Source organism: Agromyces cerinus subsp. cerinus (assembly GCF_900142065.1).
GTDB lineage: Bacteria > Actinomycetota > Actinomycetes > Actinomycetales > Microbacteriaceae > Agromyces > Agromyces cerinus.
On the sequence record NZ_FSRJ01000001.1, the window covers coordinates 481963 to 507922 of the forward strand.

The 25960-nt window shown below is 70.3% G+C and carries 23 protein-coding genes; 17 read left to right on the forward strand and 6 right to left on the reverse strand.

Annotated features, from left to right (window positions below):
- Window positions 1–23: 23 nt before the first annotated feature.
- The 8 genes from coaD to mutM all read left to right on the forward strand — a co-directional run bounded on the left by coaD (window position 24) and on the right by mutM (window position 7668).
- Complete coding sequence (gene coaD, locus BUR99_RS02075) at window positions 24–515, forward strand: pantetheine-phosphate adenylyltransferase (protein WP_074258702.1); 492 nt, start codon at window positions 24–26, stop codon at window positions 513–515.
- Window positions 512–1516, forward strand: coding sequence for an AAA family ATPase (locus BUR99_RS02080; protein ID WP_074258703.1), 1005 nt, complete (start codon window positions 512–514; stop codon window positions 1514–1516). Before coaD ends, BUR99_RS02080 begins: the two co-directional genes overlap by 4 nt.
- Before the next feature lies 1 nt (window position 1517).
- Window positions 1518–2900: a DUF58 domain-containing protein gene (locus BUR99_RS02085; RefSeq protein WP_074258704.1), complete on the forward strand. Its 1383-nt coding sequence runs from the start codon at window positions 1518–1520 to the stop codon at window positions 2898–2900.
- Window positions 2890–5217 carry a transglutaminase TgpA family protein gene (locus BUR99_RS02090; protein WP_074258705.1) on the forward strand — a complete coding sequence of 776 codons (2328 nt, stop codon included), beginning with the start codon at window positions 2890–2892 and terminating at the stop codon, window positions 5215–5217. The genes BUR99_RS02085 and BUR99_RS02090 overlap by 11 nt, the downstream gene beginning before the upstream one ends.
- 74 nt (window positions 5218–5291) lie before the next feature.
- Complete coding sequence (locus BUR99_RS02095; protein WP_084183656.1) at window positions 5292–5798, forward strand: YceD family protein; 507 nt, start codon at window positions 5292–5294, stop codon at window positions 5796–5798.
- Window positions 5799–5800: 2 nt separating this feature from the next.
- The gene (gene rpmF / locus BUR99_RS02100) at window positions 5801–6004 is read left to right on the forward strand and encodes a 50S ribosomal protein L32 (RefSeq protein WP_022891802.1); all 204 of its coding nucleotides are present in this window, start codon (window positions 5801–5803) and stop codon (window positions 6002–6004) included.
- A gap of 55 nt (window positions 6005–6059) precedes the next feature.
- Complete coding sequence (gene rnc / locus BUR99_RS02105; protein ID WP_143231492.1) at window positions 6060–6743, forward strand: ribonuclease III; 684 nt, start codon at window positions 6060–6062, stop codon at window positions 6741–6743.
- 1 nt (window position 6744) lies between these two features.
- Complete coding sequence (mutM, locus tag BUR99_RS02110; RefSeq protein WP_074258708.1) at window positions 6745–7668, forward strand: bifunctional DNA-formamidopyrimidine glycosylase/DNA-(apurinic or apyrimidinic site) lyase; 924 nt, start codon at window positions 6745–6747, stop codon at window positions 7666–7668.
- Window positions 7669–7698: 30 nt separating this feature from the next.
- On the opposite strand, the gene BUR99_RS02115 is transcribed toward mutM, so the two are convergent.
- A complete protein-coding gene (locus BUR99_RS02115) occupies window positions 7699–8256 on the reverse strand; it encodes a dihydrofolate reductase family protein (protein WP_074258709.1) in 558 nt (185 codons plus the stop codon).
- Between the two features lie 102 nt (window positions 8257–8358).
- Here BUR99_RS02115 and BUR99_RS02120 point away from each other — a divergent pair, with 102 nt between their 5' ends.
- Entirely contained in the window at window positions 8359–9024 is a 666-nt protein-coding gene (locus tag BUR99_RS02120) for a TetR/AcrR family transcriptional regulator (protein ID WP_074258710.1), read from the forward strand.
- Here the strand turns inward: BUR99_RS02120 and BUR99_RS02125 are convergent.
- Entirely contained in the window at window positions 8984–10066 is a 1083-nt protein-coding gene (locus tag BUR99_RS02125; protein ID WP_074258711.1) for a GNAT family N-acetyltransferase, read from the reverse strand. The genes BUR99_RS02120 and BUR99_RS02125 overlap by 41 nt on opposite strands.
- Window positions 10067–10227: 161 nt before the next feature.
- Here BUR99_RS02125 and smc point away from each other — a divergent pair, with 161 nt between their 5' ends.
- The gene (gene smc / locus BUR99_RS02130; RefSeq protein ID WP_074258712.1) at window positions 10228–13746 is read left to right on the forward strand and encodes a chromosome segregation protein SMC; all 3519 of its coding nucleotides are present in this window, start codon (window positions 10228–10230) and stop codon (window positions 13744–13746) included.
- A 39-nt stretch (window positions 13747–13785) separates the two neighbouring features.
- Here smc and BUR99_RS02135 read toward each other — a convergent pair whose 3' ends face one another.
- Both BUR99_RS02135 and BUR99_RS02140 read right to left on the reverse strand, forming a co-directional pair.
- Window positions 13786–15450, reverse strand: a complete 1665-nt coding sequence (locus tag BUR99_RS02135) for an alpha-amylase family protein (RefSeq protein WP_074258713.1) — start codon at window positions 15448–15450, stop codon at window positions 13786–13788.
- A complete protein-coding gene (locus tag BUR99_RS02140) occupies window positions 15447–16409 on the reverse strand; it encodes a TIGR03885 family FMN-dependent LLM class oxidoreductase (RefSeq protein ID WP_074258714.1) in 963 nt (320 codons plus the stop codon). Before BUR99_RS02140 ends, BUR99_RS02135 begins: the two co-directional genes overlap by 4 nt.
- A 112-nt stretch (window positions 16410–16521) precedes the next feature.
- Here BUR99_RS02140 and ftsY point away from each other — a divergent pair, with 112 nt between their 5' ends.
- From ftsY to BUR99_RS02160, 4 genes are all read left to right on the forward strand, one after another.
- Window positions 16522–17397, forward strand: a complete 876-nt coding sequence (gene ftsY, locus BUR99_RS02145) for a signal recognition particle-docking protein FtsY (protein ID WP_074258715.1) — start codon at window positions 16522–16524, stop codon at window positions 17395–17397.
- 13 nt (window positions 17398–17410) lie between these two features.
- Window positions 17411–17893: a hypothetical protein gene (locus BUR99_RS02150; protein WP_074258716.1), complete on the forward strand. Its 483-nt coding sequence runs from the start codon at window positions 17411–17413 to the stop codon at window positions 17891–17893.
- 95 nt (window positions 17894–17988) lie between these two features.
- Entirely contained in the window at window positions 17989–19566 is a 1578-nt protein-coding gene (gene ffh, locus BUR99_RS02155; RefSeq protein ID WP_074258717.1) for a signal recognition particle protein, read from the forward strand.
- A 9-nt stretch (window positions 19567–19575) separates the two neighbouring features.
- On the forward strand, window positions 19576–20136 hold the full coding sequence (locus tag BUR99_RS02160; protein WP_143231343.1) for a hypothetical protein: 561 nt from the start codon (window positions 19576–19578) through the stop codon (window positions 20134–20136).
- Window positions 20137–20203: 67 nt separating this feature from the next.
- Here BUR99_RS02160 and BUR99_RS02165 read toward each other — a convergent pair whose 3' ends face one another.
- The gene (locus tag BUR99_RS02165; RefSeq protein WP_074258719.1) at window positions 20204–21007 is read right to left on the reverse strand and encodes a spermidine synthase; all 804 of its coding nucleotides are present in this window, start codon (window positions 21005–21007) and stop codon (window positions 20204–20206) included.
- Window positions 21008–21131: 124 nt separating this feature from the next.
- On the opposite strand from BUR99_RS02165, the gene BUR99_RS02170 reads away from it, so the two are divergent.
- Window positions 21132–22580 carry a GH1 family beta-glucosidase gene (locus BUR99_RS02170; RefSeq protein ID WP_084183533.1) on the forward strand — a complete coding sequence of 483 codons (1449 nt, stop codon included), beginning with the start codon at window positions 21132–21134 and terminating at the stop codon, window positions 22578–22580.
- 18 nt (window positions 22581–22598) lie between these two features.
- Here BUR99_RS02170 and BUR99_RS02175 read toward each other — a convergent pair whose 3' ends face one another.
- Window positions 22599–23768, reverse strand: a complete 1170-nt coding sequence (locus BUR99_RS02175; RefSeq protein ID WP_074258720.1) for a glutamate--cysteine ligase — start codon at window positions 23766–23768, stop codon at window positions 22599–22601.
- A gap of 146 nt (window positions 23769–23914) precedes the next feature.
- Between BUR99_RS02175 and BUR99_RS02180 the strand changes: the two genes are divergently transcribed.
- Window positions 23915–24577, forward strand: coding sequence for a GntR family transcriptional regulator (locus BUR99_RS02180; protein WP_074258721.1), 663 nt, complete (start codon window positions 23915–23917; stop codon window positions 24575–24577).
- A gap of 176 nt (window positions 24578–24753) precedes the next feature.
- Complete coding sequence (locus tag BUR99_RS02185) at window positions 24754–25935, forward strand: branched-chain amino acid ABC transporter substrate-binding protein (protein ID WP_074258722.1); 1182 nt, start codon at window positions 24754–24756, stop codon at window positions 25933–25935.
- The last annotated feature ends 25 nt before the right edge of the window (window positions 25936–25960 follow it).

The following is a 25960-nucleotide window of genomic DNA, read 5'->3' on the forward strand; positions in this document are numbered from 1 at the left end:
GAACGGGCAGTACGCTGGTGCGTATGCAGCGGATCGCCGTCGTCCCAGGATCGTTCGACCCCGTCACGCGCGGCCATCTCGATGTCATCGAACGGGCCGCCGGGCTCTACGACGAGCTGCACGTCGTCGTCGTGCACAACCCCGACAAGTCGGCGCTGCTGCCGATCGCGCAGCGGGTCTCGCTCATCGAGCGGTCGATCGCCGAAGCCGGCATCCAGGGGCGCATCGTCGTGGCCTCGTGGAGCATGGGACTGCTCGTCGACTACTGCACCGACGTCGGCGCCTCCGTGCTCGTGAAGGGCGTGCGGTCGCAGCTCGACGTCGCCTACGAGACGCCCATGGCGATCGTCAACCGCCACCTCGCGGGGGTCGAGACGGTGTTCCTCCTGCCCGACCCGGCGAACGCGCACGTGTCGAGTTCGCTCGTGCGCCAGGTGTCCGCGCTCGGCGGCGACGTCGCTCCGTACGTGCCGCCGGCGGTGGCCGAATACCTCCAGGCGGCGATGACGCCATGACCGAGACGACGGCGGTCGCGGCGAAGATGGGCATCGACGAGGTCGGTGCGCGAGCGGCTGCCATCGTGCAGAACGTCGAGGCCGTGATCGCCGGCAAGCGCGAGGCCGTCACGAGCGCGCTCACGGTGCTGCTCGCCGAAGGCCATCTCCTCATCGAAGACGTGCCGGGCGTGGGCAAGACGATGCTCGCCAAGACCCTCGCCCGCTCGGTCGACGCGACCGTCAGCCGCATCCAGTTCACGCCCGATCTGCTGCCGAGCGACGTCACCGGCGTCTCGGTGTTCGACCAGGCGAGCCGGCGGTTCGAGTTCAAGCACGGGCCGGTGTTCGCGAACATCGTGATCGGCGACGAGATCAACCGCGCGAGCCCGAAGACCCAGTCGGCCCTGCTCGAGTGCATGGAGGAGCGTCAGGTCACCGCCGACGGCACGACCTATCGGCTCGAGCCCCCGTTCACCGTCATCGCGACGCAGAACCCGGTCGAGATGGAGGGCACGTACCCGCTGCCCGAGGCGCAGCGCGACCGGTTCATGGCCCGCATCTCCATGGGCTACCCCTCGTCGTCCGACGAGCTCGCGATGCTCGCGACCCGCGAGACGTCGAGCCCGCTCGACACGCTGCAGCCGGTCGTCGACCTCGACGAGCTCCGCGGCATGATCGAGGCGGTGCAGCACGTGTTCACGTCGCAGCCCGTCAAGGAGTACGCCGTCGACCTCGCGCGAGCCACGCGTGAAGACCGGCAGCTGCGACTCGGTGCGAGTCCTCGAGCCACGCTGCAGCTCATCCGTGCAGCGAAGGCGCACGCGGCCATGCACGGCCGCGACTTCGTGCTGCCCGACGACGTCGACGCGCTCGCCGTGCCGGTGCTGGCGCACCGTCTCGTGCCGACGAGCCGCGCAGTCGGGGCGCACGACCGCGACAGCGGGCCGCTCATCGACGCCATCGTGCGCCGAATCGTGGGGGAGACGCCGGTTCCGGTCGGCAGCGCGCGAAGGACCTGACATGTGGCGCCCCCGCTCGACCCGAATCGCGACCTGGCCGCGGCTCACTCGCCGGGGTGCCACGCTCGTCATCGTGGGGGTGCTGCTGCTCGCGGTGTCGCTCTGGTTCGACTCGCGCGACGTGCTCGTGCTCGCCTTCGTCGGCATCGCCATGCCGGCTGTGGCCGCCCTCTTCGTCGGACTGCGCAAGCCGAGCCTCGGGGTCACCCGCAGGTTCGCTCCGCCGGTCGTCGAGGCCGGCACGTCCACTCGGGTGGCGCTCGTCATCAAGAACCGCTCGCGTCGAACCTTCGACGGGGCGCACTGGCGAGACCGAGTGCCGTCGACGCTCACGGCCGCGCCCGAGGCGATCCTGCCCGCGATGGGGCCCTACGAGTCGATGCTGCCCTCAGGAGACGACACGGTGCGCGTCGAGTACCGACTGCGCACCCCTCGCCGCGGTGTGTATCCGATCGGCCCGCTGCGGGTCGGCGTCGCCGATCCGTTCGGCCTCGCCCGGGTCGATCGCGACATCGGGGTCGCCCACGAGGTCCTGGTCACGCCGCGGGTGACGCCGCTCGACACCGCGCTCGGCTCGGCGGCGAGCGTCGACGGCGTGCTCAACGGCCTGCAACTGCGCACCCATCCGAACTCCGACGAGCTCATCGCACGCGAGTACCGCTACGGCGACCCGTTGCGACGGGTGAACTGGGCGGCGACCGCCCGGCGCGGCGAGCTCATGGTGCGCGAAGAGGAGCAGCGCGGCGACCCCGAGGCGCGAATCATCCTCGACACGACGCTCGCGGGGCGTGCGAAGCAGCCCGGACGTCGTCGTGACGGCGACGAGGGGCCGCACTTCGGCTTCGAACTGGGCGTCGAGGTCGCGGCGTCGATCGGCATGCACCTGCTCGAGCACGGGTATCGGGTGCGCTGCGATCGCCTCGATGACCCCGAGCGAGGACTCGCCTCCGGCGAGTCGGGTGCCGGCTACCGCATGCCCGGCGGCGATCGGCTGATGCTCGAAGACCTCGCCCGTCTCGACGGACCCAATGGTTCCGCCTCGGCGCGCACCGCGCCGAGCGCGCGGGAGCACGGCGCCGGCTCGCGCGGCCGTGATGCCCGCATGCCGGGGTTCGCCGTGCTCGTCGACCCCGACGAACACGACGCCCGCTCGCTCGTGGCGTTGCGATCGAGCATCGAACCCGCCGTGGCCTTCGCGACCGAGGCTGTGGCACCCGGCATCGTCGACCTGCTCGAGAAGGCCGACTGGCGTGTCGTACGCGTGCGCCGGGCTGCGGAGATCGCAGCGGCGTGGTCGGGCACCACCCGCGTGCAGCCCGCGACACCGCGCAACACCGCGGCGCGTCGCGGCCCGGTCGAACCGGGAGTGAGCGATGCGCCCTGATCCGGTTCCCCTCTCCCGCGTCCAGCGGCTCGCCCTGACCGCAGCGTCCTTTCTGCTGCTCGCCACCGCCGCGATGGCGCTCGGCCCGCTCATCGCGGGCAGCGGGTGGTGGTGGCTGTGCGCGTTCGTCGCGGGCGGCGTGCTGTTCGCCGGCGCGGGCCTCCGTGCGCTGCGCACCCCGGCCTCCCTCGTGCCCGTGCTCGAACTCGTGGTGCTCCTCGCCCTCCTCACCCTCGTGTTCGGTGGCGGGACGAGCATCGCGCTCGTCATCCCGATTCAGGGCACCTTCGAGGCCTTCGGCGAGCTCATGTCGGGCGCCCAGCGCACGATCGAGCAGCAGTCGGTGCCCGCGATCCCCGTGCCGCCGCTCCTGTTCGCCCTCGCGCTCGGCATCGGGCTGCTCGCCTTCGTCGTCGACGTGCTCGTGCAGACTCTCAGGGTGCCCGCGCTCGCCGCGGTGCCGGCGCTCGTGCCCGTCGTCGTGCCGGGCTTCATCATCGAGGCCGGCGCCGAGGCCCCGGCCCTCGTGCTCACCGCCGCGGCGTATCTGCTGCTGCTCAGGGTCGACGTGCGGGTGCGGCGGCGGGCGCGCCTCGCCGCCGGCGCCGAAGGCGACGATGCCGCGACGGTCGTGCCGCCCAACCGGGTGCCCATCGTCTCGACGCTCGGCGCGTCGCTCGGCCTCGCCGCGGTCGGCCTCCTCACCGCGTCGATCCTGGCCGCGTCGACGCCGAGCATCTCCTCGAGCCTGCTGCTCGGGTCGCCGAGCCAGGGCACGCTGTTCGGTCGCGGCGTCAGCCCCTTCATCGACCTGGGGCGCGACCTGCGGCGCCCCGAGGCGAGTCCGGCGTTCCACTACTTCGCACGCAACGCCGACCGCCCGTACTTCACCCTGCTCACGCTCGACGAGTTCGAGGGGGAGGTGTGGGGCGCCAGCGACGCTGCGGTCGACGGCGACAACACGGTCGATGCGATGCCGCGGCCCGAGGGCCTCTCCGACGAGGTCGAGACCTCGGAACACGCCATCGAGGTGGTCGTCGACGAAGTGCGCACGACGTGGCTCCCCGTGCCGTATCCCACCTCGCGCATCGAGGGCCTCAACGGCTCCTGGTTCTGGGACGAGGGGTCGCTCTCGGTGCGCAGCGTCGACACGAACACCGCCGGGCAGCGATACGTTGCCACTCGCCTCGAGGTGGATCCCACGGTCGCGCAGCTGCGCGAGGCGAGCACCGAAGTGCCCGCAGAGCTCGAGCGCAACCTCGCACTGCCCGAGGAGATGCCGGCGATCATCGCCGACACGGCGGCGGCGGTGACCGCGGGCACCACCTCCCGCTATGACGCGGCGGTGGCGATCCAGTCCTTCCTCCGCTCCTCCCAGTTCGACTATTCGACCGAGTCACCGGTCGCAGACGGCTACGACGGCGGCGGCTTCGACGTGATCGCGAAGTTCCTCGAGACCAAGTCGGGGTACTGCGTGCACTTCGCCTCGACGATGGCGGTGCTCGCGCGCGAGATCGGCATCCCCTCGCGCATCTCGCTCGGCTACACGCAGGGAGCGCCGACGCAGGAGCGCGTCGACGGCGTGCAGCGCATCGAAGTCGATTCGCACGACCTGCACTCGTGGCCCGAGCTCTACTTCGAGGGAGTCGGGTGGGTGCCGTTCGAGCCGACGCCCGGGCGCGGCACCGTGCCCGGCTACTCGCGACCGGGTGCGGGTGACGGCACCGGAGCCGCGGCGCCGAGCACGGCGCCCGTCACCCCGGGGGCGAGCGGACGGCCCGAACTCGACCCCGATCGCGGGCTCGCCGGGCAGGCCGGCGGTGGTGCGACGGCGAACGCGTGGTGGCAGCGCGGCGTGCCGGTGGCACTCGTCGTGCTGCTCGTGCTCCTCCTCCCGGCGCTGCTGCGCCTCGGGCAGCGCTGGACCCGCCGCCGCCGCATCATCAAGGGCGAACGGCCAGCGGATGCCGCGTGGGACGAGGTGATCGCGACGGCTCGCGATCTCGGGGCCGGCGGCGACGACGCCGAGACCGCCCGGGCCTTCGCCGCCTCGGTCGCCGAGCGCGAGGCATTCGGAGGTGCTGAGGCGAGGGCCGCCCTGTTCGAACTCCGCGACGCCGTCGAACGCGAACGGTACGGTCCCGACGCCGCATCGACGGCGGCGGCATCCGCCCTGTTCGATGATCTCGCGACCGTGCGTGCGGCCCTGCTCGCCGATGCCGCACCGGCGGTGCGCGCGCGGGCCCTGTTCGCCCCGCGATCGCTCATCGACGCCGCACGCCGGGCGCTCGGCGAACGCCCATCCCTCGGCGCGTAGACTCGTCGATCGTGGCCATCAAGTATTCCCCGTTCCGTGTGAACGTCCGCGACCTCGTCAACCGTCCCGGCGAGATGCGCGAGCACCCGTTCGTCGTCGCCGCCGGCGACCAGATGGGCGAGGGACTCGTCGCCGTGCGCGCCGGATCCGAGCTCGACATCGACGTCCGTCTCGAGTCGGTGCACGAGGGCATCCTCGTCACCGCAGAGGTCGACGCGGTGGCCGAGGGAGAGTGCGGCCGATGCCTCATCGACATCGCGCTGCCCGTCGAAGTCGAGTTCCAAGAACTCTTCGGGTATCATTCTGGGGAAGCCATCGAGTATGAGGTTCAAGACGACCACGTGGATCTTGAACCACTCATCCGAGATGCGGTAGTGCTGGCACTGCCGTTCCAGCCGGTGTGCCGACCGGATTGCCCGGGACTCGACCTCGAGACCGGGCTCCGACTGGCCGATCATCCGGAACTCGTCACCCCTGAGCACAGCGATCCACGATGGTCCGCGCTCGCAGGGTTCCAGGCTTCCGAAGACAGCGGCCCGGATGACGCATCCGGCGCCGACCAGCAGAGAGAAGAGAGATAGTCATGGCTGTTCCGAAGCGGAAGAAGTCACGCGCCCGAACCCACATGCGCCGCGCGCAGTGGAAGGCCGAGGTCCCCACCCTGGTCAAGACGGTCGAGAACGGCAAGGTCACCTACAGCCTTCCTCACCGCGCCAAGGTCGTCGAGGACTCGGCGGGCACCCCGCTCTTCCTCGAGTACAAGGGCCGCAAGGTCGCCGACGTCTAGTCGGCCCCAGATACCCGAACGACCGGTCGTGACGCGAACGGAGCTCAACGGGGCAGTGGATCACGCGCTCGAGGAGCTGCAGCAACGCCTGCAGATCTCGATCGATCCCGCCCTGCTCCAGCTCGCGCTCACGCACCGGTCATTCGCGTACGAGAACGGCGGCATCCCGACCAACGAGCGCTTGGAGTTCCTGGGCGATTCGATCCTCGGGCAGGCCGTGACGGTCAAGCTGTTCCGCGACCACCCCGATCTCGACGAGGGGGAGCTCGCGAAGCGGCGGGCGAGCCTCGTCTCGAGTGTCGCGCTGGCAGAGGTCGGTCGCACCATCGGCGTCGGCCGGTTCATCCGGCTCGGGCGTGGTGAGACCATGACCGGCGGCGCCGACAAGCCGTCGATCCTCGCCGACACGGTCGAGGCGATCATCGGCGCGGTGTACCTCGACGCCGGTGGCGACACCGCCACCGAGCTCGTGCTGCGCCTCGTCGCGCCGCTCATGAAGGATCCGGCGCGCTTCGGCGCGGCCATGGACCCGAAGACGAGCCTGCAGGAGATCGCAGCTCGTCGTGGAGCCACGGCACCGGCCTACACGGTCGCCGAGAGCGGACCCGACCACAACAAGCACTTCGTCGCCACGGTGACCGTCGGCGACCTCGTCGAGGCGTCGGGCGAGGGGTCGAGCAAGAAGCAGGCCGAGATGGCCGCCGCGCTCGAGGCCTGGACCCTGCTGAACCCAGCCTGACGTGCCTGAGCTGCCCGAGGTCGAGGTGGTGCGGGCCGGGCTCGCGCCGGCCGTCACCGGTGCCATGGTCTCGGCGGTCGAGGTGCTCGAGCCTCGGTCGCTGAAGCGGCACGACGCGGCATCCGGTGAATTCGAGACCCTGCTGACGGGTGCCCGCATCGAGGCGGCCGTGCGTCGCGGCAAGTTCCTCTGGTTGCCGATCTCGGGCGACGAGCGGCGCGACGGCCGCGCGATCGTCGGGCATCTCGGCATGAGTGGGCAGATGCTGCTTCGCACGCCCGACCATCCCGGTGACGACGCGCACGCTCGTGTGCGAGTGCACCTCGAACATCCCGAGCACGGTGAGCTGCGGGTCGACTTCGTCGATCAGCGCATCTTCGGTTCCCTCGCGATCGACCGCCTCGTGCCGACGGCCGACGGCGAGATCGGCGGCTTCTCCGACGGCGTCACGGGGGAGTGGGCGCGGCAGGTGCCCGCGCAGGTCGCCCACATCGCGCGGGATCCCCTCGACCCGGCGTTCTCCGAGCGCGCGTTCTTCGCAGCACTCGCGAAGCGCGGCACGGCGATCAAGCGCGTGCTGCTCGACCAGGGCGTCGTCAGCGGCATCGGCAACATCTACGCCGACGAGTCCCTGTGGGCCGTGCGGCTGCACGGCGAGCAGCCCGCGTCGTCGCTCTCGAGCCGCAAGGCGCGCGAACTCCTCGGCGCCGTGCGCGAGGTGCTCGGCAAGGCGCTCGCCGAGGGCGGTACGAGCTTCGACGCCCAGTACGTCAACGTCAACGGGGCATCCGGGTACTTCGAGCACTCGCTGAACGCCTACGGGCGCGCGGGCAAGCCCTGCCCGCGCTGCGGCACGCCGATGGTGCGCGAGCAGTTCATGAACCGAGGCTCGCACTTCTGCCCCAGGTGCCAGCGGTTGCGGTGATGCGGTGCGGGCCGCCGCGTATCCCGAAGGTCAACGGGCGCGGTAGCCCGCATAGATCAGTCCGTTGTCGAAGGCTCGCTGCGCGAACAGCTCGAGATCCAGACGCACGCCGTCGGGGAAGAACCGGGTACCGCCGCCGACCACGCTCGAGGTGACGAAGAGGTGGTATTCGTCCACGAGTCCGGCCGCGATCGCCTGGGCAGCGAGATTCGGCCCGTCGACGCTGAGGTCGTGGTCGGACTCCGCCTTCAGTCTGCGGATCGCATCGGGGTCGAATGTGCGCTCGATTCTGGTCTTCGCGCTCGACACCGTCTCCAGCGTCGTGGAGTAGACGATCTTCTCCGCCGCCTTCCATCCGTCGGCGTACTGCACGATGTACGGCGGCACGTCGGTCTGGGCGTCGACGGTCTCCCAGAAGACCATCGTCTCGTACATGCGCCTGCCGTAGAGGAAGGTGCCGACGTTGCGGAAGGCGTCGCCGATGAACGTGTGCACGTCTTCGTCTTCGGCTCCGTTGCCGAGGTCGCCCTCGGCCGCCTTGGCGTACCCGTCGAGCGAGGTGATCATCGAATAGATGAGCTTGCCCATTTCAGCTCCTTTGCTTGAGGTGAGTCACGTGGCTCACCACTGGCAAAGTAGCAACCACCGAGTCATGAGTCAAGCGACTCACCTCTCTGGCATACTGGATGCATGCCCCGCGAACTCTCTGCGTATCACCGCCGGATCGCCGCCACGAACCGTGCGGCAATCGTCGACGCGGCCACCGCCCTGTTCCTCGAGCACGGATACGACCGCACCTCGCTCACGCGCGTGGCCGAGCACGCGGGGGTCTCCAAGGCGACGCTGTTCAAGCAGTTCCCGACGAAAGCCGAGCTCTTCGAGGCGATGGTCCTCGAGGCCGGCGGTGCGCCGGCCGGAGCCGTCGTCGACCCGCCGACCGGCGATCTCGGCGCGGGTCTGACCGCCTTGGGCTCCGCATACGTGGAGCTGCTGAACCGCCCCCGCATGGAGCAGTTGATTCGCACCCTGATCGGCGAGTCGCAACGGTTCCCCGAGTTGCGGGAACGCACCTTCGACTTCGGCACACTGCCCGTGTTCGCGGCGCTGGGGCGCTACCTCCGAGCCGAGGACGCCGCCGGATCGGCGCGCATCGACGATCCGGATGCCGCGGCAGCGCAGTTCCTCGGCATGATCTCCACCGTCGTCTTCTGGCCCCGCCTCATCCATGGCGGTTGGTCGCTCAGCGAGCACGAGACGCGCAACGTGGTCGACGAAGCCGTGCAGACGATCGTGGCGCGGTACGGCGTGACTCCGGTCAGTCGTGCTGCCACTCCGCGCTCATCCCGCGGAGCGTGAAGCCGAGCGCGATGTTGATGGCGAGCATGTGGTCGTTCTCGTCGGCGTTCCACGTGTAGACGTCGGTACGCTCGGGCGCGGTCTCACCGAGTCGCACGAGGTTGCCGAGTTTCAGCAGCATGCCGAGGCGGTGGCCCCGGTGAGGGCCGAGCACGATGGTGTCCCACTGGAACACGGCCATCGAGTCGGCGGGCAGCGAGAGCTCCGTGAACCCGGCGACCGCACCGTCGGGAGCGATGGCGGCCTGCGCGAGCGTCGTGCGGCCGCCCGCGAGTGCGAGGGTCTCCTCGGACCGCACTCGATCGGCGTCCCACGCCTCCTCGTCGTAGGAGATGCCGCCGGCGGGCGTGTCCGTCGACATCGAGGCGTGGGCCACGGCGAGGGAGTCGAGCAGTTCCTCCGGGGCCCGGTCGATCCAGCCGACGAGCCGGTAGTCGGCGGCGACCGCGTCGCGCGCGGTGAGGTGATCGGCGAGCATCGACCGGAACTCCGCCGCCCTGCCCGTCACGGTGAGCCCGCTCATGCGTTCGAGTTGACCGAGGCGATAGCCGTGGCGGGTCGCGAATGCGGCCCCGGGATCGGCCGCCGGGATCGATCGGGTGCCGTCGGGTGCCTCGAGACGGGCGCCGGGGAGGTCGAGGCCGGCGACGGGCACATCCGAGCGGCCCACGAGCACCTCGCGTCCGATCGACCGCGCGTGAGTTTCGGCATGGCGCAGCAGTTCACTGCCGATGCCGCGTCGGCGTTGGTCGACGGCGACGCCGACCGTGATCTCGGCGGCGCGGGCGCCGTCGCTTCGCTCCCAGGTCACATCGGCGCGGCCGACGCAGCGACCTCCGTCCCAGGCGGCGAAGGCACGTCGGCCGGTGTACCGACCGTCGAGGAACTCGGGCAGCAGTTCGGGTGCGTCGTATGAGAAGCGACGGTGGCCCCAGACCGACTCGTCGGCCACCGCTGTGGCCTCGACGTACGCCTCGAACTCCACGGCCTCGGGCGTGCCGAGTCGTTCCGGAACCGCAACCGGTCGAATGTCGAGTGTCATTCCGAGCCTCCTCGCCGCCCGGTGGGCAGCCGATCAGGATATCGGCAGCGTCTCCCGGCGACAAGATCGGATCGCACAGCGGACGGCGCGCGTGCGCGGCGGGGGCCCGAACCTCGGATACCGTAGACCCCAGCGTTCTCGCGACCAGGAGAGGGTGGGACGTGTACCTGAAGAGCCTGACGCTCAAGGGCTTCAAGTCCTTCGCACAGCCGACGACGTTCGCGTTCGAACCGGGCGTCACCTGCATCGTCGGGCCGAACGGTTCCGGCAAGTCCAACGTCGTCGACGCCCTCGCCTGGGTGATGGGCGAGCAGGGCGCGAAGACCCTCCGCGGCGGCAAGATGGAGGACGTCATCTTCGCGGGCACCTCGACCCGCGGCCCGCTCGGCCGCGCAGAGGTGAGCCTCACGATCGACAACAGCGACGGTGCGCTGCCGATCGAGTACACCGAGGTCACGATCTCGCGCACCCTCTTCCGCAACGGTGCGAGCGAGTACGCGATCAACGGCGACAACTGCCGCCTGCTCGACGTGCAGGAGCTCTTGAGCGACTCCGGCCTCGGCCGTGAGATGCACGTCATCGTCGGCCAGGGTCAGCTCGACCAGGTGCTGCGGGCGACGCCCGAAGACCGCCGCGGCTTCATCGAGGAGGCCGCAGGCATCCTGAAGCATCGTCGGCGTAAAGAGAAGACGCTCCGCAAGCTCGACGCGATGCAGGCGAACCTCACCCGCCTCTCCGACCTCGCGGGCGAGATCCGGCGGCAGCTGAAGCCGCTCGGGCGCCAGGCCGAGGTCGCCCGCGAGGCGGCGACGATCGCCGCCGTCATGCGCGACGCCAAGGCTCGACTGCTCGCCGACGAGGTCGTCGGCCTCCGCCGCGCCCTCGACGAGCACGGCAAGAGCGAGCACGAGCGTCACGCCGAACGCCTCGTGCTGCAAGACCAGTTGGAGCAGCATCAGGCCAAGGTCACCAGGCTCGAGCAGGCGCAGGTCGGCGACGCCGTCGACCGAGCGCGATCGACGACCTTCGCGCTCGAGCAGGCGCAGGGCAGCCTCCGCTCCCTCGACTCCCTCGCCCGCCAGCGCATCGCTCTGCTCGGCAGCGCGGCCGAGCAGACGGATGTCTCGCCCAGCGTGACCCGCGCGATGATCGACGAGGCCGTGACCGAGCTCACCGGCATCCGAGACGGCGTCGGCAGCGCGGCATCCGCCCTCGACGACGCGCACGAGGCGACCATGCGCCGCCGCGCCGAGCTCGACACCGTCGACGAGGGCATCGCCCGTCAGAGCGCGCTCGTCTCGGCCTACGACCTCGAGCTCTCCAAGCTCACCGGCCAGGCGGACTCGGCGGCGTCGAAGCTCGCCGCCGTGCGCGGCGAGGTGCTGCGTCACGAGAACGCCCTCGAGGCGGCGGCCGAGCGGCGTGCGTCAGCCGCCACCGCCCTCGTCGCGGCGGAGGCCGAGGCCGACAACGGCGAGACCGCCGAGACCGACCTCGACGAGGCGTACGAACTCGCCCAGGGGGCGGTGTTCGAGGCCGAGGCCGAGATCGAGCGCATCCGGGAGGCGCTGCACGAACGCGAACGCGAACACGGCGCCCTCGGCGCGCGCACGCAGGCGCTCTCGCTCGCCCTCGACCAGAAGGACGGCTCGGCGGCACTCGCCAAGGCCGGAGTCAGCGGCGTGCGCGGCCTCCTCGCCGAGGCCTTGCAGGTCGAGCCCGGCTACGAACCGGCGATCGCCGCGGCACTCGGTTCGCTGAGCGACGCCGTGCTCGTCGACGACCGGGCAGCGGCCTTCCGCGCCCTCGAGCACGCCGAACGCGCCGAGCTCGGCCGGGTCGCCCTGACGCTCGCCGACGCGGGAACCGCTCCGGCTGCGGCGGCTCCGGTCGCAGGGCTCACCGCGGCATCCGACGTGGTCACCGCACCTGCCGGCGTGCTCGGCCTCCTCGCCGAGGTGCTCATCGCCGACGACCTCGCGGCCGCACGAGACGCCGAGGCCGCGCTCGCGAAGCGCTCGACGCCCGCCACGGTCATCACGAAGGACGGCACCGTCGTCGGCCGCTACGTGCTGCGCGGCGGCTCGGGTCGCAAGCAGAGCCGCATCGAACTCATCGCCGAACGCGATCGCGCCGCCGCCCGCCTCGAGGAGGTGCGCGCCGAGATCGAGCGCGCCCGCTTCGAGCTCACCGAGCAGCGCCAGATCGTCGAGCAGTCGAAGGAGCAGTCCAAGCGCGCGCTCGCGGCGCTGCGCGAGTTCGACGCGCAGCTCGCCCAGCGCACCGAGCGACTGAACCGCGCACGCGTGCAGGCCGAGGCGGCCGACGCCGACTCCGAGCGTCTGCGTCAGGCGGCCGCGCTCGCCGAGGAGCGCGTCGCCGAGGCCGAGCAGCTCGCGACCGCTGCCAAGGCGGCGCTCGAGACCGCGCGCGCCGAGCCGCGACCGGTGCTCGAGACGGCCGCCCGCGACGGCGCGCTCGCCGCACTCGAGGCGGCCCGCGAGGCCGAGGTCGAGGCGAAGCTGCGACTCGAGACCGCGAAGGAGCGCGTTCGCGCCGAAGAGGCCCGCATCCGCGCGATGGAGGCCCAGTTCGAGGCGGAGCGACAGGCAGCAGCGGATGCCGCGCGGCGCGCCGTCATCCGTCGGGCCCAGCTCGAGGCGGCCACCAGGGTCGCCGACGCACTGCCCGACGCGCTCGCCTCCGTCGATGCATCCGTCGCCGAAGCCCGTGTGGCGCTGGGGCGAGCCGAGGCTGAACGCGCGAGCCGCAACGAGGAGCTGCAGGCGGTGCGCCGCGAGGAGGCCGCCGTTCGCGAGCGACTGCAGTCGGTCACCGAAGACGTGCACGGCCTCGAGCTGCGCATCTACGAGAAGAAGCTCCACGTGGGCGGCCTCGTCGAGCGCGCCGAGTCGGAGCTCGGCCTCACCGAAGACGTGCTCGTCGACGAGTACGGGCCCGAGCAGCTCATCCCGGCCGAAGACGAAGACGGCGAACCCCGCCCGTTCCGGCGCGAGGAGCAGCAGCGGCGGCTCGCGCAGGCCGAGCGCAAGTTCACCCAGCTCGGCCGGGTCAACCCGCTCGCGCTCGAGGAGTTCGCGGCGCTCGAGCAGCGTCACCTCTTCCTCACCGAGCAGCTCACCGACCTCGCGAACACCCGCAAGGACCTGCTGACGATCATCGAGGAGATCGACGGCAAGATGGAGTCGATCTTCCGCAGCGCCTTCGACGACACGCAGGCGGCGTTCGCCGAGGTCTTCCCCGTGCTCTTCCCGGGTGGCGTCGGCAGCATCACGCTCACCGATCCCGAGAACATGCTCACGACGGGCATCGAGGTGAGCGTGAAGCCCGCCGGCAAGAAGATCGAGCGGCTCTCGCTGCTCTCGGGCGGTGAGCGCTCGCTCGCCGCGGTCGCCCTGCTCATCGCGATCTTCAAGGCGCGCCCCAGCCCGTTCTACATCATGGACGAGGTCGAGGCGGCGCTCGACGACGCGAACCTCGGGCGTCTGCTGACGACCATGGAGTCGCTGCGCGACGACTCGCAGCTCATCGTGATCACGCACCAGAAGCGCACGATGGAGATCGCCGACGCCCTCTACGGCGTCTCGATGCGGCAAGACGGCGTGTCGGCCGTCGTCGGGCAGCGCGTGCGCGAGGAGCGCGAGGCGAAGGCGAGCTGACGGATGCCGCGGCATCCGCTCGGCGACGGTGTCGCAAGCTCACGTGAGACGGCGGTCGTCGGGTTCGACGATGCGGAACCAGCGGTACCCGTAGGCATCGAGGTGCACGTCGATCCGTCCGCGCTCATCGAGCTCGAAGGTGTCCACGGCGAACAGGTCTGAGAGCACCGCATCGGGCGGCACCGGGCCCAGCTCGAGTGCCACGACCGTCGGGGTCGGCGCGAAGTTGTGCACCGCCACGAAACGCCCGACATCCGCGGTGATGCGATGCGCGAGCACCGCGTCCTGCCCGCTCGGCAGCACCTCAGGGCGGCCCCAGCCGATCTCGGGGGAGCTGCGATAGCGCACCGCGAGGCTTCGGATGACGCCGAGCAGCGAGTCGGGGTCGTGCATCTGCGACTCGACGTTCACGTGCTCTGGTGCGTAGCCGTCCGTGGGCGGTGCCGCAGGGAGCCGGCGCGGCGCGGCACGGGAGAAGCCGCCGTTCCTGCCGGAGGTCCACTGCATCGGCGTGCGCACGGTCATCCGTCCGCCTTCGTCGCGGTTCTCGCCCATGCCGATCTCCTCGCCGTAGAACAGCACGGGAGTGCCCGGCAGCGAGAAGAGCAGGCTGTAGACCATGCGGATGCGGCGGGGGTCGCCGTCGAGCATCGGCGGCAGGCGGCGGGCGATGCCGCGATCGTAGACGCGCATCCACTCCTCGGGGGCGAACGCGTCGAACACCTCCTGGCGCTCGGCCTCGGTCAACTTGTCGAGGGTGAGCTCGTCGTGGTTGCGCACGAAGTTCGCCCACTGCGCCTCCGGTTCGAGCGCTGGGCGCTTCGCGAGCGACTCGGCGAGCGGGCGTGCGTCCTCCCGAGCCAGTGAGAGGTAGAGCGCCTGCATGCCGAGGAAGTCGAACTGCATCGTGAGCTCGGGCGGGTCGCCGGGCCGGCCGAAGAACTCGAGCTGCTGGTCGTACGGCAGGTTGACCTCGCCGAGCAGCACCGCCTCGCTCGAACGGCGTTGCAGGAACCGGCGGATGTCGCGGAGGAACTCGTGCGGGTCGCCGATGTCGACGCCTTCCGGCGGCTCGATCAGGAACGGCACCGCATCGACGCGGAACCCCGAGATCCCGAGCTCGAGCCAGTATCCGATGGTCTTCGCGATCTCGTCGCGGACCGCGGGGTTGGCGATGTTGAGGTCGGGCTGATGCCGGTAGAAGCTGTGCAGGTAGTACTGGCCGCTCCGCTCGTCGAGCTCCCAGACGCTGTCCTCCTCGCCGGGGAACACGCTCTTCGCAGGTTTCTCCGGAGGCTCGTCACGCCAGACGTAGTAGTCGCGATACGGCGAGTTGCGGCTGCGTCGCGCCGCAGTGAACCACGGATGCCGGTCGGAGGTGTGGTTCATGACGAAGTCGATGATGACGCGCATGCCCCGATCGCGGGCCGTGCGGGTGAACTCGCCCACGTCGCCGAGCGAGCCGAGCCGGGGATCGACGCCGGTGAAGTCGGTGATGTCGTATCCGTCGTCACGATCGGGACTCGGCTGGAAGGGCATGAGCCAGATGCAGGTGACGCCGAGCTCGGCGAGGTGATCGAGGCGGTGCGCGAGGCCCTCGAAGTCGCCGAAGCCGTCGTCGTTCCAATCCATGTAGGTCTCGACGTCGAGGCAGTAGACCACTGCGGTCTTCCACCACAGGTCGCTGCGGTCGGTGATCCTCATCGGTCGACCTCCTTGAGCGCCGGCAGCACGTGCTCGCCGAACGCGTCGATGAATGCGGCCTGCTCGGTGCCGACGTGGTGCAGGAAGATGCGGTCGACCCCGAGTTCGGCGATGGCCATCAGGTGCTCGAGGTGCCGCGCCGTGTCGGCGAAGACGGGCAGTGTCTCGGCGACCTGCTCGGCAGACACCCCCGCGGTGCGCTCGTCGAACGCCTCCGGAGTCTCGAGCTCCCAGGCGAGGTGCGCCGGGACGAGGCTCTGGCGCCACTGATCGTGCGCGATCGACCGCGCCTCGTCGTCGGTCGGCGCCCAGCTCAGGTGGACCTGCACCGAGATCGGCCCGCGCCCGCCGGCATCCCGATAGGCGTCGATGAACGCGCGAAGTTCGTCGCGCGACTGGTCGATGGTGATGACACCGTCGGCCCAGGCGGCGGCCCCGCGCGCCGTCTCGGCGCTCACCGCCGCCGCGAACAGGGGAGCGTGCACCTCGGGGAGGCTCCAGATGCGCGCGCGGTCGACCCGGATGCGGCCGGCGGCGGAGACCTCCTCGCCCTCGAGCAGGCGACGCATGACGTCGACGGTCTCGACGAGCCGCGCGTCGCGCTCGGCCTTGTCGGGCCACCGGTCGCCGGTGACGTGCTCGTTGATCGCTTCGCCGCTGCCGATCGCGGCCCAGAACCGGCCCGGGTACATCTCGGCGAGGGTCGCGATCTTCTGCGCGGCGATCGCCGGGTGGTAGCGCTGACCCGGTGCCGTGACGACGCCGAGCGAGAACCGGGTGGCCTCGAGCGCGGCGGCGAGCCAGCTCCACGCGTAGCCGGAGTTTCCTTGGCGCACGCTCCAGGGTTCGAAGTGGTCGCTGCACATCGCGGCGTCGAAGCCGGCCTGCTCGGCGTGCCGCACCGCCTCGAGCAGGCGGCTCGGCGGGAGCTGTTCGTGCGAGGCGTGGAATCCCACCATCAAATCCGCATTCCTTCCGTTGCTCCGAGACTCCCGTTCCCGAGCACGACGGGCAACCCCTTGCGGTGCTCCGCTGGATCGGTGTAGCCGGCATGCGCTCTAGGCTGGAGACATGGCAGAACGTGCATCCTGGTCGCTCGGCGCGGCCCTCCGCGGGGTCTTCGGCGCGAAGACGATCGACGAGGACACGTGGGACGACCTCGAGTCCGCACTGATCCGGGCCGACTTCGGCCCCTCGGTCACCGAGGAGATCGTCGCGCAGATCCGCGCGCAGGTCGACCGGTACAAGACCACCGACCCCAAAGACGTGCAGCGGATGCTCCGCGAGATCGTCGAGGAACGGCTCGCGAAGTACGACCCCACGCTGAAGCTCACCGAGCGGCCCGCCGTCGTGCTCGTCGTCGGCGTCAACGGCGTCGGCAAGACCACGACCATCGGCAAGTTCGCGAAGTTCCTGCGCACCTTCGACCGCACGGTCGTGGTCGGCGCGGCCGACACCTTCCGTGCCGCGGCGGTCGACCAGCTCGCGACCTGGGCCGAACGCGCCGGCGTCGGCATCGTGCGCCCCGAGCGCGAGGGTCAGGACCCGGCATCCGTCGCCTTCCAGACCGTCGAGCAGGCCAAGCGCGACGGCACCGAGATCGTGATCATCGACACGGCCGGGCGACTGCACACCAAGGGCGGGCTCATGGACGAGCTCGGCAAGATCAAGCGCGTCGTCGAGAAGCAGGCGCCGATCAGCGAGGTGCTGCTGGTGCTCGACGCGACCACGGGCCAGAACGGCCTCGCCCAGGCCGAGGCGTTCATCGAGCACGGCGGGGTCACCGGCCTCGTGCTCACGAAGCTCGACGGCAGCGCCAAGGGCGGCTTCGTGCTCGCGGTGCAGGAGAAAACCGGCCTGCCCATCAAGCTCATCGGCCAGGGCGAGGGCATCGGCGACCTCACGGGATTCACGCCGCACGTCTTCGCGCAGAAGCTCGTCGGCTGAGAAGGAGAACGACATGGCGATCGAACACGACTACTTCGGCCTCATCGGCGACTACTGGGCCGAGCGCAAGGAGTACGGCGACCAAGACGTCGAGGTCGTGCTCGACGCCGACTCCGACGAGGTTTCGACCGCGTCGCTCGACGCGGCGGCGACGATGGTCGGCGAACTCGAACTCATCGACGACGAGCTGCGCGGCGTCTTCGTCGGCCAGCTCGACTCGGGCTCGAGCCCCGTCTCGCTGTTCCTCCGCTCCGTGCTCAATGGCGACGAGGCGGATGTCGCGGCCGACGCGATCACTCGCGACTCCGGCGACCGCGACATCGACGCGCTCCGCTCGCTGAGCCTCGTGCGCGTCGACCTCCGGCCCGACGCCGACGGCGACGGCGAGCACTTCGCCGAGTTCGAGTTCGGGCTCGCGCCCGAAGACATCGACTCGCGCCTCGTGGCGTCGATCGACATCCAGCGCGACATGGTCGACCTCCGCTTCGACGCCTGAGCGCACTGAGCTCTCGCCGGCGCCCGCCACGCGCGGCCGTGTGCTGCGAGCGTGCGGCAGAGGCGGCATCCGACCTCAATTAGACTTGGCGAACCATGGCTACCTTCGGAAACCTGTCTGACCGCCTCGCCGAGACCTTCAAGAATCTCCGCACCAAGGGCAAGCTCTCCGCGTCCGACGTCGACGGCACCGTTCGCGAGATCCGTCGCGCGCTCCTCGACGCCGACGTCTCGCTCGACGTCGTCAAGGAGTTCACGGCGCACGTGCGCGAGCGCGCGCTCGGCGACGAGGTCAACAAGGCACTGAACCCGGCGCAGCAGGTCGTGCAGATCGTCAACGAGGAGCTCGTCCGCATCCTCGGCGGCGAGCAGCGTCGACTGCAGTTCGCGAAGAACCCGCCCACGGTCATCATGCTCGCGGGCCTCCAGGGTGCCGGCAAGACCACCCTCGCGGGCAAGCTCGCGAAATGGCTCGCGAAGGAGGGGCACACGCCCCTGCTCGTCGCGGCCGACCTCCAGCGCCCGAACGCCGTGAACCAGCTCCAGGTCGTGGGCGGCCAGGCCGGCGTGCCGGTCTTCGCCCCCGAGCCGGGCAACGGCACGGGCGACCCCGTCAAGGTCGCGAAGGACGCGGTGAAGCACGCCGAGCGCGCGCTGCACGACGTCGTCATCATCGACACCGCGGGCCGCCTCGGCGTCGATGCCGAGCTCATGAAGCAGGCCTCGAACATCCGCAAGGCGACGAACCCCGACGAAGTGCTCTTCGTCATCGACGCGATGATCGGTCAAGACGCCGTCAACACCGCGAAGGCCTTCCAGGAAGGCGTCGACTTCACCGGTGTCGTGCTCACCAAGCTCGACGGCGACGCGCGCGGTGGTGCCGCGCTCAGCGTGGCATCCGTCACGGGTCGCCCCATCATCTTCGCGTCAACCGGTGAGGGCCTCGACGACTTCGAGCCGTTCCACCCCGACCGCATGGCGAGCCGCATCCTCGACCTCGGTGACATCCTCACCCTGATCGAGCAGGCCCAGTCGGCGTTCGACGAAGAAGAGGCGATGAAGGTCGCCGAGAAGTTCGCGACCGACTCGTTCACGCTCAACGACTTCCTCGGCCAGATGCAGCAGCTTCGCGGCGCCGGGTCGATCAAGAAGATGCTCGGCATGCTGCCGGGCGCGGGCGGCATGAAGCAGCAGCTCGAGAACTTCGACGAGCGCGAGATCGTGCGCACCGAGGCGATCATCCAGTCGATGACCCCCGCCGAGCGCGAGAACACGAAGCTCCTGAACGGCTCGCGACGCCTGCGCATCGCCAAGGGTTCGGGCATGACCGTCACCGACGTGAACCAGCTCGTCTCCCGCTTCGAGCAGGCCGCGAAGATGATGAAGACGGTCGCTCGCGGCGGCGTTCCCCAGATCCCCGGCATGGGTCCGCTGCCCGGCGGCGGCAGCCACGGCGGCGGCAAGCGCCAGGGTGGCAAGGGCAAGAAGTCGAACTCGTCGCGGTCGGGCAACCCCGCGAAGCGCGCCGCCGAGAATGCGGCGATCGCCTCGGGTGCGACCCCCGGTGCTGCGACGGCACCGACCGGCTCGGGCTTCGGCCTGGGCGGCGGCGGCGCGAAGGCCGCACCGAGCGAGGAAGAGCTCGCGGCCCTGCAGAAGATGCTGCGCCGCTAGCGTCGCTCGATGGCTCAGGAGAAGCTCTTCCCCGAACGGCAGCGCTGCAGGAAGTGCGCGCAGAAGCTCGGCGGACCGGGGGTTCCGGTCTACCAGGGGCTGTACTGCACGCCTCGGTGCGCAGGCATGGCAGAGCTGGTGCTCGATGCTGCGAACGCGCCCCGCGAATGCAAGACCGAGCGGGGCGGCCGGTGGGAGTTCAAGCGCCGCTATCGGAGCGAGATCGAGATTCCGGGCAAGCTCCGTGAGGACCCCTCGACGAGCTGGTACGCCTGCCAGCACTGCGGCCACCTCCACATCGGCCACAGTCGCATCGACCTCGCCACCGAGACGCATCGTGTTCTCGGCGACCGGGCGGCGCTGGCGGACTTCCTCGTCAAGAGCCGTGGCAACGCGACGCACAAGCAGGTCGCCGAGCTCGCGAAGATCCGGCCGATCCGGCTCAAGGAGCTCGAGGACCCGACCTCCGAGAAGGTCGACCTGAGCGCGTTCTTCGCAGTGCTCGCGGTCTACCGGATCAAGCTCGCAGCCGTGCTCCGCGAGGACCGGTCGAGGCGCCCACCCCGCTGACCGTCCGAAGGACAGGCGGGCGTGTCGTGGATCATCGGCGCGGGGCGTTCTGGTGCGTCGCGCGTGCCTACCGGGCGTCGTGACGCGTCGTTCCCGAGAGCTCTTCGAGGGCCGGCCCGTCGACGACGGTCGCTCCGGTGGCCATCGAGAGCGGGTCGGTCGAGAGCCACTGCGCGACCGATTCGGGGTCGAGCGGATGCCGCGACGCCACGATGATCGTGTTGCCGGCCGCGACCCGTCTGAGCACGGCCTCCGATCCGATCACGAGCACGTCGGGCAGCAGCTCGAGCACTGCGGCGAGCGTGTCGCCGGTCACCTGCGGCTCGGCGCCGTTCAGGCAGTTGACGATGAGCACGCCGCCGGGCGCCAGCAGCGTGACGAGTTCGGTGAAGAACTCGATCGTCGTGACGTGGCGCGGCACGGCGCCGCCCGAGAACACGTCGACGAGCACGAGGTCCCACTGGTCGTCACCGTCGCCCGCGAGTCGCTGCACCTCGGCGCGGGCATCGCCGATCGCGAGTTCGATCGGCGCGTCGACGGGCAGCGGCACGTGCTGCGTCACGTACGCGAGCAGCTCCGGATACAGCTCGACGACGCGCTGACGGCTCGAGGGGTGCAGCGCGTGCACGTAGCGGGGGAGCGTGAGGGCGCCCGCGCCGAGGTGCAGCACGGCCGGCGTCTCGCCCGGCAGGGTGGCGAGCACGGCGGCGATGCGGCGCACATAAGGCAGTTGCAGGTCGCGCGGGTCGTCGGGGTTCACGTGCGATTGCGTGACGTCGTCGATGACGAGGGAGTAGCCGCCGTTCGTGCCCCGATCTGGCTGGAGCTCAGCTCGGAAGGCTGCGGTCTCGAGGATCGGCGGAGTCTCCATTCCTCGACCCTAGGTGATTCCGGAGCGGCGCCGTGGCGGGCAGACGAGGCACCAGCTGGTTTTGCTTACAGCGCTGTAAGTGAAGCGCGGTACAGTGAGATCCACGGCGCACTCGCTGCTGAGAATGGAGCACTGGACGATGGCGATCGGCACCCCCGACTACCGAGACACCGGCCTCGAGTTCGGCGAGGACTTCCTCTTCGGTTCGGCCACGGCGTCGTACCAGATCGAGGGCGCGGTGCACGAAGACGGACGGGGTCCGTCGATCTGGGACACCTTCAGTCACACCCCCGGCAAGGTCTGGAACGGCGACACGGGCGACACCGCCTGCGATCACTACCACCGCCTCGACGAGGACCTCGACCTCATGGTGCGGCTCGGCCTCGAGGCATACCGGTTCTCGATCGCCTGGCCGCGCATCCAGCCGACCGGTCGCGGCCCTGCGAACGAGGCGGGCCTCGCGTTCTACGAGCGCCTCGTCGACGGGCTCATCGCCCGCGGCATCCGACCGATCGCGACGCTCTACCACTGGGACCTGCCGCAAGCGCTCGAAGACGAGGGCGGCTGGACCAATCGCGAGACCGCCTACGCCTTCGCCGACTACGCCCGCATCGTCGGTGAGCGGCTCGGCGACCGGGTGGCCGTGTGGACGACGCTCAACGAGCCGTGGTGCAGCGCCTACCTCGGCTACGGCTCCGGCGCGCACGCCCCCGGGCTCATGGACGGCGCGAAGGCGCTCGCCGCGGTGCACCACCTGAACCTCGCGCACGGCCTCGCGATCGCCGCCCTCCGCGGGGTCGTGACGAACGACCCCGGCTACTCGATCACGCTGAACCTCCACGTGATCCGCCCCTCGGGCGACGGCGGCGCCGAAGCCGCCCGCCGCATCGACGGACTCGCGAACCGGGTGTTCCTCGGGCCACTGCTCGGCGACGGCTACCCGGCCGATGTCATCGCCGACACGGCGGCGGTCACCGACTGGTCGTTCGTGCTGCCGGGCGACACCGAGCTCATCGCCGAGCCCATCGACCTGCTCGGCGTGAACTACTACTCGACCGTGACCGTCGACATGTGGGACGGCGTCTCGCCGCGTGTGAACGCCGACGGCCACAAGGACATGGGCGGCACGCCGTGGCCGGGGTCGGAGCACGTCGAGTTCCTCGTGCAGCCCGGCCCGTACACCGACATGGGCTGGAACATCGACCCCTCGGGCCTCGAAGACCTGCTCGTCTCGCTGAGCGAGCGCTACCCCGAGTTGCCGCTCATGGTCACCGAGAACGGCGCCGCCTTCCCCGACGTCGTGGTCGACGGGGAGGCGGGCCCCGCCGTGCACGATGTCGAGCGCACCGACTACCTGCGCCGTCATTTCACCGCGGCGCACCGCGCGATGGCGCGGGGCGTCGACCTGCGCGGCTACCAGGTGTGGTCGCTCATGGACAACTTCGAGTGGGGCTACGGCTACTCCAAGCGCTTCGGCATCGTGCGTGTCGACTACGACACCTTCGAGCGTCTGCCGAAAGACAGCGCGCTCTGGTACGCCGAGCTGATCCGCACGCGGCGGCTGCCGGGCTAGCCGACGCTCGTCACGTCGTCAGGCGGTGCCGGATTCCGCGGGCGGACCAAGCTCGATGCCGTCGCGCAGCTCGCGGGCGAGATGGGCGACCACGGCCTTGAGATCGCCGCCTGCGGCTTCGGCGACCCGCAGTTGGCGGGCGTAGCTCGCGCCGGAGTCGAGCATGGCGCGCACCTGCTGCAGCTCGACACCGCAGCCGAGGCGCTCGGCGATCGGCGCCAAGGTGGTCAGCAGTTCGCGCAGGTCGTCGGCGACGGGGCGCTCGGTGCCCGCGACATCCGTGATCACCTCGGCCTCGAGCCCGTACCGCGCCGCCCGCCATTTGTTCTCGCGCACGTACCAGGGCTGCAGCACGGTGAGGGTGCCGCCCTCGTCGAGCCGGGTGCTCATCCACTCCACGAGGCACTGCACGAGGGCGCCGATCGCGGCGATCTCGGCTGCGGTCGAGAGGCCGTCGCAGACGCGCACCTCGATCGTGCCCCACTTCGGCGAGGGGCGGATGTCCCAGCGCACCTCGCTGTGGTCGTCGATGACGCCCGTGCGCACGAGATCGTCGACGTACCGCTCGTACGCCGGCCAGTCGGCGAGCGGGTAGGGGAGTCCGGCGGTCGGCAGCTGCTGGAACATGAGCGCCCGATTCGAGGCGTAGCCCGTGTCGACGCCGGCCCAGAACGGGCTCGACGCCGAGAGCGCCTGCAGATGCGGGAGGTAGGCGAGCAGCCCGTCGAGGATGGGCAGCGCCTTGTCGCGGTCGTCGAGGCCCACGTGCACGTGCACGCCCCAGATCATCATGTTGCGACCCCACCAGCGCGTGCGCTCGATGAGCTTGTGGTACCGCGGCTTGTCGGTGAGGTGCTGGTCGTACCACTGGCTGAACGGGTGGGAGCCCGAGCAGATCAGGTCGTAGTCGCCGATCTCGTCGATGACGGCGCGCACCTCGCCGAGCTGATGCTCGAGATCGGCGACCGCGCCGGCGACCGTCTCGTGCACGTCGCTCACGAGTTCGACGGTGTTCGTCAAGAGCTCGGAGGTGATGAACGGATGATGCTCGCCCTCGCTCCCCGCATCGAGGGCGTCGAGCACCTGGCCGGCGACGGACGCGAGTTCACCGGTGGTGCGATCGACGATGGCGATCTCCCATTCGAGTCCCACGCTGGACCGTGCCGATCGTGCGAACTCGATCGCCATGCGTGCACCCCCGTTTCCGTGCCTCACGGCGCACGGCAATCATTTCACGATGGGGTCGATCCGCGGTGGCACGCGGGTCACCGTACGCCATCTGGGGAGGCTGCCACGACTACGCTGTGGTGCATGACGTACCAGGGGAGCCGGCCATGAATGACTCGTCGCTGCTGGCGGAGGTCGTGAGCCTGCGCGAGCAGGTGGAGCGCGCGATGTCGTCGCGCATCGTCTCGGGTGAGTACGAGCCGGGTGCGGTGCTCACGGTTCCCACGATGGCCGCCGAGTTCGGGGTCAGCGCGACGCCCGTGCGCGAGGCGATGCTGAACCTCGCGCGCCGCGGCTTCCTGTCGCCGATGCGCAACCGCGGTTTCCGCGTGACCGAGGTCTCGCTCGACGAACTCCGGCAGCTGCGTGAGGTGCGCCTGCTGCTCGAGGTGCCGCCGATGCGCCAGCTCGCCGGGCAGATGTCGGAGCAGGCGGCCGGTGAGCTGCGCGCGCTCGCTGCGGAGATCGTGCGCGCCGGCGACGAGGGACGGTTCCAGGACTACCTCGAGGCCGACACCGCCTTCCACCTGTCGCTGCTCGAACTGACGGGCAACCAGTTCCTCGTCTCGCTGGTGGGCGAGCTGCGCCAGCAGACGCGGTTGACCGGGCTCGTCGAGCTCGCGGAGCAGGGCGCCCTGACCGAATCGGCGCTCGAGCACGCCGAGCTCGTGCAGCTCCTGCTCGACGGTGAGGGCGATGCCGCGACCGAGCTGATGCGCCGGCACATCGGGCACGTGGGCGGCATCTGGAGCGGCGAGCACGAGGACTAGGGCCGCGATCGGCGGTCGCGAGGCGTGATGCCGCGGCATCCGTCGCGGTGATCGGCGGCCCTTCGGGGCCGCCCCCGCCGTTCGTCGTGCTCCGACTTGCGCGGCGCGTCTCTGGCGGTAATATGTCACATATCGCCGCTCGGCGATGAGGCCTGTCGTACTCGAAGGAGAGTCACATGCAGTTCGGATCTCGACGCCGCAAGCGCGTCCTCCACATCGCCGCCGCAGCCGGCGTGCTCGCACTGACCGCGGGGTGCTCGAGCGGCCTCGCCGGTGGAGGGTCGGAAGCCGCCGACGACGGGCCCATCAAGATCGGCATGCTCGCGCCCTTCTCGGGCAGCGAGTCCGCCTTCGGCGCCTACATGGAGAACGGCGCGCAGCTCGCCGTGAACGAGATCAACGCCGACGGCGGCGTGCTCGGGCGCGACCTCGAACTGCTCGTCGAAGACGACGCGTGCGACGCGACGACCGCCGTCTCCGGCGCCAACAAGCTCGTCACCGACGGCATCGTCGCCTCGGTGGGCGGCTACTGCTCGGGCGCCACGCTCCCGACGCTGCCGATCTTCGACGAGGCCGGCATCCCGATGGTGATCCCGGCGGCGAACTCGAACGAACTCGTCGACCAGGGCCTGCCCGGCGTCTTCCTCATCAACGGCACCGGCGACCAGCAGGCCGAAGCGGCAGTGACGTATGCGAAGCAGATCGGCGCGACGAACGTCGCGGTCGTCGACGACGCGACGAGCTACTCGGCCGACCTCGCCGCCGCGTTCACCGAACAGGCCACCGCTGCCGGGCTCGACGTCGTCGTGAGCGAGACCATCACCCCGGGTGAAAACGACTACTCGGCGGTCGCGACGACGCTCGCCGCCCAGAAGCCCGCGCTCGTGTACTGGACCGGCTACTACCAGGAGGGCGGACTCATCGCCCGTCAGTCGCAGGACGCCGGATTCGACGGCGTCTTCCTCGTCGCCGACGGCTCGGTCGACGCCAAGTTCGCCGAGATCGCGGGGGAGGGCTACACCGACAACGTCGTGGGCACCTTCACGCAGACGCCCGACATGATCGAAGGCGCCGACCAGTGGATCGCCGACTACGAGGAGCTCGCCGGCGACCCGCCCGGACCCTACTCGACCCAGGCGTACGACGCCGTGCGGGTGATGGCGCAGGCCATCGAGGATGCCGGCGACACCGAGTTCGACAACGTCGTGGCCGGGCTCGAGGGCCTCTCGGACTTCGACACCTTCGCAGGACCGCTCACGTTCACCGACACCCACACCCTGTCGGGCGGCGGATTCGTGATCGTCGCCATCGACCCCACGACCGGCGCGTTCGTCCTCGAGGACGACCTGCAGGGTTGACGCAGCGGGGCGGGGCTCCGGCCCC